Source organism: Streptomyces sp. P9-A2 (assembly GCF_036634175.1).
GTDB lineage: Bacteria > Actinomycetota > Actinomycetes > Streptomycetales > Streptomycetaceae > Streptomyces > Streptomyces pratens.
This window is the reverse complement of record NZ_JAZIFX010000001.1, coordinates 4,050,262-4,062,742: the sequence shown is the minus strand read 5'-3', so window position 1 is coordinate 4,062,742 and position 12,481 is coordinate 4,050,262. Positions and strand designations below refer to the sequence as shown.

Below are 12,481 nucleotides of genomic sequence, written 5' to 3'. Positions count from 1 at the left end.
CCCCTCGACTGCTTCCCCCGCGACGAACGGTTCGACTCCCCCCGGCTGTCCCTCCCGCGTTTCCGGCCGCCGGCCCCCTCCGGCCGCCGGCCCCCTCCGGCCGCCGGCCCCCTCCGGCCGCCGGCCCCCTCCGGCGGCCGGAGCCTCAGTTCTGGTGGGACTGGTAGTGCGTGACCGCGTCGGAGGTGCGGCCGGCGCCGTAGACCCGGAGGAACTCTGCCAGTTCGGGATGGGTCGGGGCGAGAGTGTCGGCGGCGTCGATGATGTCACCGGCGGCAGCCACCGAGCGCAGCAGCGACTGGATCTCACGCACCACCCGCTTGACCGTGGGCGCCCCCGAACCGCTTGTCGTCTGCGCGGTGTTGCTGAGCACCGAGCCGCCCTGCGACTTCTTGATCTCCTCCATGCGTTCGGTCGCCTCGGCCGCGCTGACGCTTCCGTCCGCGACCTGTCCCGCCAGGTCCTGCAGCAGCTGTACCCGCTGGACCACGGCGGGATTGCCGATCTTCGCCCGCTGGCCGCTCATCAGCTGCGACAGCATCGGAGCGGACAGTCCCAGTACCCCCGCGAGACGAGCCTGGTTGAGGCCGAGATCATCTATGAGCTTACGGAAGAGCGCCCCCAGTGGCTCCCCGTACCAGTTCCGCTGCAGTTCCCGCGCTCTTGCGGTGGCTTCCTGCTGTGCGGCGTCCATTGCGTCTCCCCATCGCTTCCCCAAGAACCGTGCTTCGCTGTAGCGAACCACGCCAAGCATCTTACGGAGAGTGGTCGGTCACGGGGACCCCCAATCCTTTTTGCAGAACCCCCCCGGTGACCCGGTACTCTGGTTCTGGCGCCCGCCCGGATGTCCTTCTTCCTGGTGGACGCTTTGTCCACGGGGCCTTAGCTCAGTTGGTAGAGCGCTGTCTTTGCATGGCAGATGTCAGGGGTTCGACTCCCCTAGGCTCCACAAAAAACCCCTCTCACCTGTGAAAACGCAGGTGAGAGGGGTTTTTCCATCGGCTTCTCTCCCGGCTGCCGGCCTCGTTCCCCCGCCGTGGCCCGGCCTCCGGCCCTGACTCCCTGCCGTAGCCCGACGTCCGGCCCCGGCTCCCCGCCGTAGCCCGACGTCCAGGACTCCCGGCTTTCCGCCGCCCGGTTCCCGTTCGCCGCTTCCCGGGACCTGTTTCACGTGAAACAGCCCGGTGGGGCAGGAGGCGCTGAATCCTCCTGCCCCACCGGGCTGTTGACACCGCAGGCGGGTGCGCCGCCACGCGCAAACAGGCCTACGGCTGTTCGTCGCGCTTGGCGGCCTCCTCGGCCTCCTTCGCCCGGACCTCGGGGTCCAGCGTGGCCCCGCGGCTGCCGTCCACCGACGTCAGCGTGCCGGACTCCCGGACATCGGTCGCGGGCGGCGGCTCCACCAGCCAGTCCGGGTTGGCCTGCTTGTCCCACCACTTCCAGGCGGCGAAGGCGCCGCCGGCAACGGCACCCAGGACGACGATCACCTTCGCGGCACGACCGGCCTTCGCGCGCCGTTGCTGCTTGCGAACCAGCTTCTGGATCTGCTGGGCCGAGACCTGGCCACGCAGGGCGGCCAGCACCGCCGCACTGCGTGCCGCCGCCTCGTCCTTCGCCGGGCCGGCGGCGGCCCTGGCCTGTTCGATCCTCGGCCGGGAGTAGTCCGCCGCCTGCTGGGCGGCCTTACGGGTGCGGACGGCTGCCTCATGGGCGGCCAGATCGACCTTCGGCGGCACATGGGTGCGGGCCTGCTCCAGGTACGGCTGGACATGGGTGCCGTACTGGACCAGGGCATGCCCTGCGGCCTGTGTCACCTTGGGCGCCAGCCGTACGCGTGCCTCCTGCGCGTAGTGCGCGGCCTTCACCTTGGCTGTGTCGGCGTAGGGCGCCACCACGTCCGCGGCGTGCAGCACGTTGTCCTTTGCCGAATCAGTCGCGGCGCGCACGCTTTCGATGCGGGTCACGGTTCCTCCTCCTCGGTGGCGTACGTTTTTCGACTGTCCACCCTTTTACGGATCATGCATCCCGCGTCGACGTCGGGCATGTGTGGGCGGGCATATGGGTGCCGATGGCATCGATCGAGTGCAATAGCGGATGAATGCGGGGGAACAGGAGCTGGTTCGTCGACCATGCCACGGATCATTGCCGAGTGCCCCCGTCACGGCGGCACTCACCCGGTTTCCGCAAGCTGTTCGGCCCTGTCGCCCTCCTGGGAGCGGGTGACGGCGACTGTGCGCCCCGTCCATGCGAGGATCAGGGAGTTACGGAAAGACAACGGAAGGCACACCGTGGCTGACCAGCTCTACGCCACCCTGAAGACCAACAACGGCGACATCGAGGTCCGGCTCTTCGCGAACCAGGCGCCGATCACCGTCAAGAACTTCGTCGAGCTCGCCAAGGGCGAGCGGGAGTGGACGCACCCGGAGACCGGGGCGAAGTCCACGGCCAAGCTCTACGACGGCACGGTCTTCCACCGGGTGATCAGTGGCTTCATGATTCAGGGCGGGGACCCGCTGGGCAACGGCACCGGCGGTCCCGGCTACCAGTTCGAGGACGAGTTCCACCCGGACCTGCGCTTCGACAAGCCCTACCTGCTGGCGATGGCCAACGCCGGTCCGGGCACCAACGGCTCGCAGTTCTTCATCACCGTCTCTCCGACGGCGTGGCTGAACCGCAAGCACACCATCTTCGGCGAGGTCACCGACGCCGCGAGCCAGAAGGTCATCGACACCATCGCGGCCGCGCAGACCAACCCGCGAACCGACCGTCCGCTCAATGACGTCGTCATCGAGTCGGTCGAGATTCGCGAGGGCTGAGGACGGCCCTGCCCCCGAGGAGCGCGCAAGCCCCCCAGAGGGAACCAAACGCCCCGCTCATCCGTAAGGATGGGCGGGGCGGGGCTTTTCCACACGACCTAGGGGAACCCATGGACGACCAGGCTGCCGGCAGCCCGCAGGACGCCCACGGTGTCCTCGTCTGCTATCGCCACCCGGACCGTGAGACCGGCATTCGCTGTACCCGCTGCGAACGTCCGATCTGCCCCGAGTGCATGATCAGCGCCTCGGTCGGGTTCCAGTGCCCCGAATGCGTCCGCGGAGGCTCGGCAACCGGCCACGCGCCCACGGCCTCCATGCCCCGCACGATCGCGGGCGGCACCGTCGCCGCGGACCCCCGGCTGGTCACCAAGGTCCTCCTCGGGATCAATGCCGCGGTGTTCATCGCGGTGCATGTCTGGTCGTCGCTGCTGGGCCATCTCATGCTGATCGGGCTCTGGCCCCCGGTGCCGTTCCATCCCACCGAGGGGGTCGCCGAGGGGGAGTGGTACCGCCTGGTCACCTCGATGTTCACGCACGAGGAGATCTGGCACATCGCCTTCAACATGCTCGGTCTGTGGTGGCTCGGCGGACCGCTCGAGCAGGCCCTCGGCCGGGCACGCTATCTCGCGCTCTACCTGATTTCGGGCCTGGCGGGCAGTGCGCTGACCTATCTGCTGGCCTCGGGGTCCACGGCCTCGCTCGGTGCCTCGGGTGCCATCTTCGGGCTGTTCGGCGCGACCGCGGTCCTGGTGCGGCGGCTCAACTACGACATGCGGCCGATCATCGCCCTGCTGGTGATCAACTTGATCTTCACCTTCGGCTGGAGCAACATCGCATGGCAGGCCCATATCGGAGGACTTGTCGCCGGTGTCGTGATCGGATACGCCATGGTCCACGCGCCGCGTGAGCGGCGAGCGCTGATCCAGTACGGAACCTGTGCGCTGGTTCTTGCCGTGGTCGTGTCGATGACCCTGGTGAGGACGGTTCAGCTCGTCTGAGGACACGTTGTCCACAGCATGTGGCGGATCTTGTGCACACCGTGCGGGAACATCTGTGCCCGATGTCACTGACTTGTGTTTTCCCAGGTCAGAGGCGTGCGAACAGGTATTCGGTTACCGGTGCTTCTGTTACACGGGCGTCAACGTCCGAGGGGTTATCCACAGATCGTCGTTTCTTTTCCCCACGCTGTGGAAATGCCTGTGGATAACTCGGTGGACAGTCCCGCCCAGCGCTGAGGACAGTCCCGCCCGGAGCTGTCGGGCAGCTCCGGGCAGGATCTGGTTCAGCGGGTGGTGAGCGCTGCCGGGCGCTACTTCCACTGCGTGGAGACGCCGAATCCGGCGGCGATGAAACCGAAGCCCACCACGATGTTCCAGTTGCCCAGATCCTTGATGGGCAGCGTGCCGTCGGTGACGTAGAACACGACGATCCAGGCCAGGCCGATCAGGAACAGAGCCAGCATCACCGGCGCGACCCAGGAGCGGCTGGTCAGCTTGAGGGCGGTCGTCTGCTTCGCCGCCGCCGGCGGCGTGTAGTCGGCCTTCTTGCGGATACGTGACTTCGGCACGAGGGTCTCTCCTGTCGATGCGCTGCGTGGCCGCGCAGGGAACTGGGTCGGGCTCGGGGCGGTTGGGAGGGGACTCCGAGCGCTCCCCCGGGCGTCCGTTAGCGTAGTCCTTCCGTGGCGCCGAAGGAGATAAGGGTACGTTGAGCAATTCTGCCGACTCTCCCGGGACGGAATCCAGTCCTGTCCGCCGATGGGGTTTCCGGCCCGTCCGGATTCTCACCACGGGTGTCTTCGCCCTCGCGGGTCTGCTCTTCTTCACCAGCTTCGACACGGCGAAGGGGACCAACATCCGCACGGACGACTCGCTGCTGAAGTTGTCCGACCTCATTCATGAGCGCAGCCGGAAGAACGGTGAGCTGGAGAAGTCCAACGCGGCTCTGCGCGGGGACGTCGAGTCCCTTGCCGGGCGCGATGCCGGCAGGAGTGCGGCGGAGGACGACGAACTCGTCGACTTGGAGCACCGCGCGGGGACGCAGGAGCTCAAGGGGGAGGCCGTCACGGTCACACTCGACGACGCTCCACCGGACGCCACCGCCAAGCTTCCCGGATATCCCGAGCCGGAACCCGACTATCTGGTCATCCACCAGCAGGATCTCCAGGCCGTGGTGAACGCGATGTGGCAGGGCGGCGCCGAGGGCATCAAGGTCATGGACCAGCGGCTGATCTCCACCAGCGCGGTGCGCTGCGTGGGCAACACCCTGATTCTCCAGGGCCGCGTCTACTCGCCGCCGTACAAGATCACGGCGGTCGGTGATCCGGAGAAGCTGAAGAACGCGCTCGCGGCCTCCTCGTCGATCCAGAACTACATGGTGTACGTCAATGTCTACGGGCTCGGCTGGAAGGTCGAGGACGACGGGCCGATGACTCTGCCCGGCTACTCGGGCACAGTGGACCTGCACCACGCGAAGCCGGTGGAGTAGAGGCCGCGGGGCAGACTCCGGGCCGGGGCAGACCCCGGGTGAGGCCGGGAGCCGTCGGTGCGTGGGGCCGTCAGGACCGTCAGGACCGTCAGCGAGCTGTGCGACACCAGTCAGCACGCTGATCGTGCTCTTCGGCACCCTGATGGTGCCCTTCGCCACCCAGGTCCTCTTCCGTGCCGGGGTCAGGGCCGGTCAGGTCATGGACGGCCGGATCGCGCTCCTCGAGGGCCGGTGGACGAGGGGGAGTGGCCCTGTCGGCCGCCAGGTCCGCGCCACCGGCCGCCACGTCCTCGCCCGTGCCCACCGTGAATTCCGGTGCATCCCCGGCGCATCCCCCGGAGCCGGAGCCGGAGCCGTACGTCGCGGGGAAGCCTTTCGCGAGCATGTACATCCCGCGTCTTGGTTTCACGTGGAACAAGCCCGTGCTCGAGGGAACGGAGGCCGGCATCCCGAAGAGGAGACCCGGTGACCAGGTGAACGCCGCGCGGCTGGACTGCGAGAGTGACTTCGCCGTCGCCGTCGCCGTCGCCGTCGCCGTCGCCGTCGCCGTCGCCGGTCACCGGCGCACCCATGGCGACCCGTTCAAGGACTTTCCCTGGCTCGGGCGGGGCGATGCGGTGGTGCTGTGACCGACGGGACAACCTGGTTCACGTACCGGATCGGCCGGGGTCCGTGCAGAACCGCGCCCACGGACATCGAGGTGAACGGCCCTGGTCCACGTACTTCCGGGTGTACGCGTCCGGGCCGTTACTCGACGCTGACGACGTGCGAACCGGAATAGGGCCCAGCCACCGGCTGATCGTCTGGGCCCATCCGGACTTCACGCAGCCTGGGGAGGCCGGGAAACCGGAGGCGTTGCGCCGTTAGTCTGGTGACGTACGGCGTGGGTCTGGTGCCGTGGTGCGACGGAAGGGACGGCATGTACAGCTGGATCTGGCGGCATCTGCCGGGTAACGGATGGGTGAGGGCGCTCATCTCACTCGTGCTGGCCACCGCTGTGGTCTATGTCCTCTTCCAGTACGTCTTCCCCTGGGCGGAACCGCTGCTGCCCTTCAATGATGTGACGGTGGACAGCCAGTGAGCGCGCGCATTCTCGTCGTCGACAACTACGACAGCTTCGTCTTCAACCTGGTGCAGTACCTCTACCAACTGGGCGCCGAGTGCGAGGTTCTGCGCAATGACGAGGTGTCGACGGCGCATGCGAGTGGGGGAGGGTTCGACGGCGTGCTGCTGTCCCCGGGGCCCGGGACTCCCGAGCAGGCCGGGGTCTGTGTGGACATGGTGCGGCACTGCGCGTCGACCGGGGTGCCGGTCTTCGGTGTCTGCCTCGGCATGCAGTCCATGCAGGTGGCCTACGGCGGTGTCGTGGACCGTGCCCCCGAGTTGCTGCACGGGAAGACCTCGCCGGTCGAGCACGAGGGCAAGGGCGTCTTCGCGGGCCTGCCGTCGCCGTTCACGGCGACGCGCTACCACTCGCTGGCCGCCGAGCCGGCCACCGTACCGGAGGAGCTGGAAGTGACGGCCCGGACGCCGGACGGCATCGTGATGGGTCTGCGTCACCGTGAACTGCGCGTCGAGGGCGTGCAGTTCCATCCCGAGTCGGTGCTCACCGAGCACGGTCACCGGATGCTGGCCAACTGGCTGGTGGAGTGCGGGGACGAGGGGGCGGTGGCGAGATCGGCGGGGCTCGCCCCGGTGGTGGGCAGGTCGTCGGCGTGACCGCGCTGCGCCCCGAGCGCGAGTCCGGCGCCGGACACGGGGAGTCCTTCACGGAGGGCTTCTCGTACGGCACCGGCGGCGAGCAGGGGACCTCGTACGGGCAGCAGCAGCCGTACGGGGCACCCGGCACGTTTGGGGGCGGCGACTGGTACGACACCACCCAGCAGGGCGCCTACCCCTACGGCGGTGCCGTCGTCGGCCCCGGCAGCGGTGCTGCCTACCCCGAAGACAGCACCGCCTACCTGCCGCCCGTCGACGAGGAGACGGTGGCGCTGCGGATCCCCGATCCGCCGCCGCAGCGCGTGGGGCGCGCGCGGCGTACGGACGGCACGGGGTACACGACGGGCACGGGCGGTGCTGCGGCGGACGCGGCGGACGCGGTGTATGGGACGGACAGGGCGGGCGGGGCGCGCACGGAGCCCCCGGTGGCTCCCGAGGGCCGGGCGGCGCGCAGGAAGGCCACCAAGAGGCGCCAGGGGCGCCGTGGCGGCGCGAACAGCCCCTCCGAGGGCCGTGATGTCCGGCAGGGGCACAGCGCGCCTCAGGCGCCGCTCTCGCGCGTGGAGGCGCGGCGGCGGGCCCGGGAGCGGAAGGTGAGTCCCGCCGTCGTCGCGAGCCGGGGTATCGGCGAGGTGTTCATCACCTGCGGTGTGCTGATGCTGCTGTTCGTGACGTACCAGTTGTGGTGGACGAATGTGCGTGCGCAGGCACAGGCCGGTCAGGAGGCCAGCGACCTCCAGAGCGACTGGGCCAACGGCAAGCGCAAGCCGGGCGCGTTCGAGCCGGGTCAGGGTTTCGCGCTGCTGCACATCCCGAAGCTGGACGTGGTGGTGCCGATCGCCGAGGGCATCGACAGCAAGAAGGTGCTCGACCGGGGCATGGTGGGCCATTACGCGGAGGGGGCCCTGAAGACGGCGATGCCGAACGACAAGAAGGGCAACTTCGGGGTCGCGGGGCACCGCAACACGCATGGGGAGCCGTTCCGGTACATCAACCGGCTGGAGCCGGGCGACCCGATCGTCGTGGAGACGCAGGACACGTACTTCGTCTACAAGATGGCGTCGATCCTGCCGGTGACGCCGCCGAGCAACGTGAGCGTCCTCGAGCCCGTCCCGAAGGGGTCGAACTTCACCGGGCCGGGCCGCTACATCACGCTGACCACGTGCACGCCGGAGTTCACCAGCAAGTACCGCATGATCGTCTGGGGCAAGATGGACGAGGAACGGCCGCGCAGCAAGGGCAAGCCGGATGCGCTCGTCAGGTAAGGGCAGAGGAAACGTGGCAGCGACCGCCGACGACACCGAAGAGCACACCCCCATGCCCGCGTCACCGCCACCTCCGGCCCGCCGCCGTATGGGACCGGGCGCGTTGCTGGTCAGCGCACTCGGGGAACTCCTCATCACCGCGGGCCTGGTGCTCGGCCTGTTCGTCGTCTACTCCCTGTGGTGGACGAACGTGCTCGCCGACCGGGAGGCGGGCAAGCAGGCCGACAAGGTGCGCGACAACTGGGCCCAGGGACCCGGTGGCGACGCCGGTGACGGTCCCGCCTCCTACGACAGCAGGAACGGCATCGGCTTCCTGCACGTGCCCGCGATGGGCGACGACATCCTGATCGAGAAGGGCACCACGATGAAGGTGCTCAACGACGGCGTCGCCGGCTACTACACCGACCCGGTGAAGGCGACCCTGCCGACGTCCGGCAAGAAGGGCAACTTCTCGCTGGCCGCGCACCGGGACGGCCACGGGGCCAAGTTCCACGACATCCACAAGATCAAGGACGGCGACCCGATCGTCTTCGAGACGAAGGACACCTGGTACGTCTACAAGACCTACGCGATCCTTCCCGAGACCTCGAAGTACAACGTGGACGTCCTCGCGAAGGTCCCCGAGGAGTCCGGCCGCAAGAAGGCCGGCCACTACATCACCCTGACGACCTGCACGCCGGTGTACACCAGCAAGTACCGCTACGTCGTCTGGGGTGAACTGGTCCGTACGGAGAAGGTCGACGAGGACCGGACACCGCCGGAGGAACTGCGCTGAAGGCGCCGAGGTTCTGCGAGGGCCTCGGTCCCCTAACATGACGGAGGCCCGAAGCCGCAACTTGCTCTTGCGGCTTCGGGCTTCTGCGATCCGCCGTTACCGCAGAGCCTTGAGACGCACCCCGGCGGTCCAGGCCTCGACTTCTTCCCGATTGACCGTGACGACCCCGGTCAGGTCGGCGATCGCCTGCGCCTCGTGGCTGAAGTCGCAGGTGGCGACGAAGAGCGCGAGGTCCACACGGTCGATGGCACGCGCCGCGCCCGCGAACTTCTGCATGTCGGCACTGGGCACGGTCCAGCGTCCTGGCCGGTTCTTGCACTGGACGGCCACGGTCCGCCCGTCCGCGGTGCGGCCGGTGATGTCGATGCCCCTGTCGCTGCGGGCCTGCCGTACGACGACATCGATGCAGCCGTCACGCCGCAGCAGGTCGGCGACATGCCGCTCGAAAGCCTGCCAGGTCATCGCCTTGAGTGTCGACCTGACGTTCTCCGTCGGGTTCTCTCCTTCCAGGGTGGCGAGGCGCTTGTGGTGCCAGCACATTCTGCGTTCGACGTTCTCGATGTCCTCGCGGAGTTCGATGAGCTCGCGGCGGTGTTCGCCGGAGGAGGCGATCAGGGTGTTGAACATCGGTACGACCGTCCTGCCGAGGATGTGGGTGATCCGCTGGTCGATACGGGCATCGAGGGAGACGGGTTCGGTGAGGCCTGGGTTGTCCACAGGCTGTGTGCGCGCCAGGTGCTCCATGTCCAGGAGATACACACGCACCTGACGTGCGACTTCGCTGTCCCGGAGGAGCATGGCGACGTTGAGGACGGCACGGCGGGACCAGATGGCGAGGGCCGAGCGCGGCTGTGGATGGCCATAGGAACTCAGGTTGAGTTCCTTAAAATTCCGCAGTTCTGAACCGCGCAGGACTTGCATTCCGTTGGACTGAAGTTCATGGCGGTGGCGGCTGAGCAGGTTGTTGATGACTGTCTCGGCCACCTCGAAGTACGTCGCCACCATCGCCGTCGTCACGTGCATTCCGTCCGGCAGCAGCGACAGGGCCTTGACCTTGTCGAGCACGTCCCCGCGGTCCAGCACGATGCTGCGCAGCGTCTGCGATTCCAGCAGTACCGATTCCTTGATCACCTTCTGCCCCTTCGGTTCTCGTGGTCGGAGCAGAGCTCGGATGCCCCACCCCACCCGATCAACGGGCGGTGGCACGCGAAGGCACGAGCGAGGCGAGGACACGCGTTCAGGCCGGGTCCATGAAAGAGCCCCGGGCCCCTCCGAAGAGGGGCCCGGGGCTCCGGCGCGTCCGGGGTGTCCGGAGGGGTCAGTCCCTGTTGCCGCCGGTGAGGCCGCCGAGGAAGCCGCCGCCGTTGTTGCCACCCTGGTCCACGGTGAACAGAGTGACTGCCGTTCCCTTGTCGACCGGGTTGCCCTGGCCCGGGTTGGCGCCGACGACACGGGCGTTGGGATCCTGTGAGCCCTTGACCTCGCCGACCGCCAGCCCGGCTTCCTCGAGCAGCCTTCGGGCGGCTTCGAGGGTCTGGTCGTTGACGTTAGGGACGGCGACCTTCTCGGGCTGCTCGGCCTCCTTGGCCTTGCCGATGACGATCTGCACCTGGGAGTTCTTGTCGACCTGCTGGTTGGGACCCGGTGTGGTCGAGATGACCTTGCCGGCCTGGTTCGGGTCGTCGACCTCCTGCTCGGTGCAGTTACCCACCAGGTCGCTGGCGCTCATCTGTGTCTTGGCCTCGTCGCACGTCCTGCCGAGGACGTCCGGGACCGTCGACCTGGCCACTGCCTTGGCGACGGTGAGGGTGATGGTGGTGCCCTTCTCCACCTCCTCGCCGAGAGGAGGGTCCTGCTCGAGGACGGTGCCCGCTGTCTCCGAGACCTCCTTCTCCTTGGTCTCGACGACGAAGGCGTACTTCTCGTCCTCCAGCTCCGCCTTGGCGTCGTCGATGTTGTCGCCGACGACGCTCGGCACCACCACCTTGGGCGCCCCCGTGGACACCACCAGGTTGACGGTGGATTCCTTCTCGACGTCGGTGCCCGCCTCGGGGTCCTGCTCGCAGATGTTGCCCTTGGCCTGGTTCTCGCAGGGTTTCTCCGTGAACTCGAGTACCAGGTCGGTGTTGGTGGCCTGTTTCTCGGCGTCTTCCTTCGTGATGCCGATGAAGTTCGGGGCTTTGAGGGTGTCGTTGCCCACGCCTCCGTCGCCGGAGAAGGCCCAGCGGCCGAGGAGGATGGCGCCGATCAGGACCAGGACACCCGACGCGACGAGCAGGATCGTCGAGGTGTTGTTCTTCTTCTGCTGGCGGCGCCGGCCGGGGCGGTCGTCGTAGCCGCCGTCGTCCGGGTTCATGGGGGGCAGCATCGACGTCGCGGCGCCGGAGTCCGAGCGCAGGGCGGTCGTCGGCTGGTCGCCGGGGTAGCCGCCGTAGCCGGCCGTGCCCATCGCGGCGGTGGCGGCGACGGGCCGGCCGTCGAGGTAGGCCTCGATGTCGACGCGCATCTCGTCGGCCGACTGGTAGCGGTAGTCGGGGTCCTTGACGAGCGCCTTCAGCGTGATCGCGTCTATCTCGGGCGTGACCTCGGGGTCGAAGACGCTCGGCGCCTGCGGTTCCTCCCGGACGTGCTGGTAGGCGACCGCGACGGGGGAGTCGCCGACGAACGGCGGGCGGACGGTGAGGAGTTCGTACAGCAGGCAGCCGGTGGAGTAGAGGTCGGAGCGGGCGTCGACCTGTTCGCCTTTGGCCTGCTCGGGTGAGAGGTACTGGGCGGTGCCGATGACCGCCGAGGTCTGGGTCATCGTCATGCCGGAGTCGCCCATGGCGCGGGCGATGCCGAAGTCCATGACCTTGACCTGGCCGTTGCGCGTCAGCATGACGTTCGCGGGCTTGATGTCGCGGTGGACGATGCCGGCCCGGTGCGAGTACTCCAGGGCCTGGAGGATGCCGATGGTCATCTCCAGCGTCCGCTCCGGCAGCAGCTTGCGACCGCTGTGCAGGAGTTCACGGAGCGTGGAGCCGTCGACGTACTCCATGACGATGTACGGGATGGAGACCCCGTCGATGTAGTCCTCGCCCGTGTCGTAGACCGCGACGATCGCGGGATGGTTGAGCGAGGCGGCCGACTGGGCCTCCCGGCGGAACCGGGCCTGGAAGGACGGGTCACGCGCGAGGTCGGCGCGGAGCGTCTTCACTGCAACGGTGCGGCCGAGGCGGGTGTCGTGGCCGAGGTATACCTCTGCCATGCCACCGCGGCCGAGCACGTGGCCCAGTTCGTACCGGCCGCCGAGGCGACGCGGCTCTTCCATAGCTACCTACCAGCCCTCTCCGTCGGTCCCGGCCGGCACGTTCGCGCGGTCGGAGGCTGCCGTCCGGGGATACGGTACCCGGCTCGCTTTGTGTGACCTGGCCAAGTAC

General features: G+C 68.1%; 12 protein-coding genes, 1 tRNA gene and 1 pseudogene. 9 read left to right on the top strand and 5 right to left on the bottom strand.

The features are described 5' to 3' along the window. Window positions 1-145: 145 nt before the first annotated feature. Window positions 146-694: a helix-turn-helix domain-containing protein gene (locus V4Y04_RS18435; protein WP_332429308.1), complete on the bottom strand. Its 549-nt coding sequence runs from the start codon at window positions 692-694 to the stop codon at window positions 146-148. A gap of 182 nt (window positions 695-876) precedes the next feature. Between V4Y04_RS18435 and V4Y04_RS18430 the strand changes: the two genes are divergently transcribed. Beyond that, a tRNA-Ala gene (locus V4Y04_RS18430) sits at window positions 877-949 on the top strand. Window positions 950-1,265: 316 nt separating this feature from the next. Here V4Y04_RS18430 and V4Y04_RS18425 read toward each other — a convergent pair. Beyond that, window positions 1,266-1,964, bottom strand: coding sequence for a DUF5324 family protein (locus tag V4Y04_RS18425; RefSeq protein WP_332429307.1), 699 nt, complete (start codon window positions 1,962-1,964; stop codon window positions 1,266-1,268). A 324-nt stretch (window positions 1,965-2,288) separates the two neighbouring features. On the opposite strand from V4Y04_RS18425, the gene V4Y04_RS18420 reads away from it, so the two are divergent. Together V4Y04_RS18420 and V4Y04_RS18415 are read left to right on the top strand one after the other, a co-directional pair. After that, window positions 2,289-2,816 (top strand): peptidylprolyl isomerase, encoded by a 528-nt coding sequence (locus tag V4Y04_RS18420; RefSeq protein WP_055594763.1) that lies wholly within the window; start codon window positions 2,289-2,291, stop codon window positions 2,814-2,816. A gap of 110 nt (window positions 2,817-2,926) precedes the next feature. Next, entirely contained in the window at window positions 2,927-3,814 is an 888-nt protein-coding gene (locus V4Y04_RS18415) for a rhomboid family intramembrane serine protease (RefSeq protein WP_332429306.1), read from the top strand. Between the two features lie 311 nt (window positions 3,815-4,125). Here V4Y04_RS18415 and crgA read toward each other — a convergent pair whose 3' ends face one another. Beyond that, complete coding sequence (gene crgA / locus V4Y04_RS18410) at window positions 4,126-4,383, bottom strand: cell division protein CrgA (protein WP_332429305.1); 258 nt, start codon at window positions 4,381-4,383, stop codon at window positions 4,126-4,128. Between the two features lie 140 nt (window positions 4,384-4,523). On the opposite strand from crgA, the gene V4Y04_RS18405 reads away from it, so the two are divergent. The 6 genes and pseudogenes from V4Y04_RS18405 to V4Y04_RS18380 all read left to right on the top strand — a co-directional run bounded on the left by V4Y04_RS18405 (window position 4,524) and on the right by V4Y04_RS18380 (window position 9,062). Then, entirely contained in the window at window positions 4,524-5,303 is a 780-nt protein-coding gene (locus tag V4Y04_RS18405; RefSeq protein WP_332429304.1) for a DUF881 domain-containing protein, read from the top strand. A 142-nt stretch (window positions 5,304-5,445) separates the two neighbouring features. Next, window positions 5,446-6,170 (top strand): annotated as a pseudogene (locus V4Y04_RS18400) (sortase domain-containing protein). Between the two features lie 52 nt (window positions 6,171-6,222). Beyond that, complete coding sequence (locus V4Y04_RS18395; protein ID WP_332429303.1) at window positions 6,223-6,384, top strand: hypothetical protein; 162 nt, start codon at window positions 6,223-6,225, stop codon at window positions 6,382-6,384. Continuing rightward, the gene (locus tag V4Y04_RS18390; RefSeq protein WP_332429302.1) at window positions 6,381-7,022 is read left to right on the top strand and encodes an aminodeoxychorismate/anthranilate synthase component II; all 642 of its coding nucleotides are present in this window, start codon (window positions 6,381-6,383) and stop codon (window positions 7,020-7,022) included. Before V4Y04_RS18395 ends, V4Y04_RS18390 begins: the two co-directional genes overlap by 4 nt. Then, window positions 7,019-8,287: a class E sortase gene (locus V4Y04_RS18385; RefSeq protein ID WP_332429301.1), complete on the top strand. Its 1,269-nt coding sequence runs from the start codon at window positions 7,019-7,021 to the stop codon at window positions 8,285-8,287. The genes V4Y04_RS18390 and V4Y04_RS18385 overlap by 4 nt, the downstream gene beginning before the upstream one ends. 13 nt (window positions 8,288-8,300) lie before the next feature. Then, entirely contained in the window at window positions 8,301-9,062 is a 762-nt protein-coding gene (locus V4Y04_RS18380) for a class E sortase (protein WP_332429300.1), read from the top strand. 96 nt (window positions 9,063-9,158) lie between these two features. Here V4Y04_RS18380 and V4Y04_RS18375 read toward each other — a convergent pair whose 3' ends face one another. Next, a complete protein-coding gene (locus V4Y04_RS18375; protein ID WP_332429299.1) occupies window positions 9,159-10,193 on the bottom strand; it encodes a restriction endonuclease in 1,035 nt (344 codons plus the stop codon). A 187-nt stretch (window positions 10,194-10,380) separates the two neighbouring features. Continuing rightward, entirely contained in the window at window positions 10,381-12,372 is a 1,992-nt protein-coding gene (gene pknB, locus V4Y04_RS18370; protein WP_332429298.1) for a Stk1 family PASTA domain-containing Ser/Thr kinase, read from the bottom strand. Window positions 12,373-12,481 lie beyond the last annotated feature (109 nt).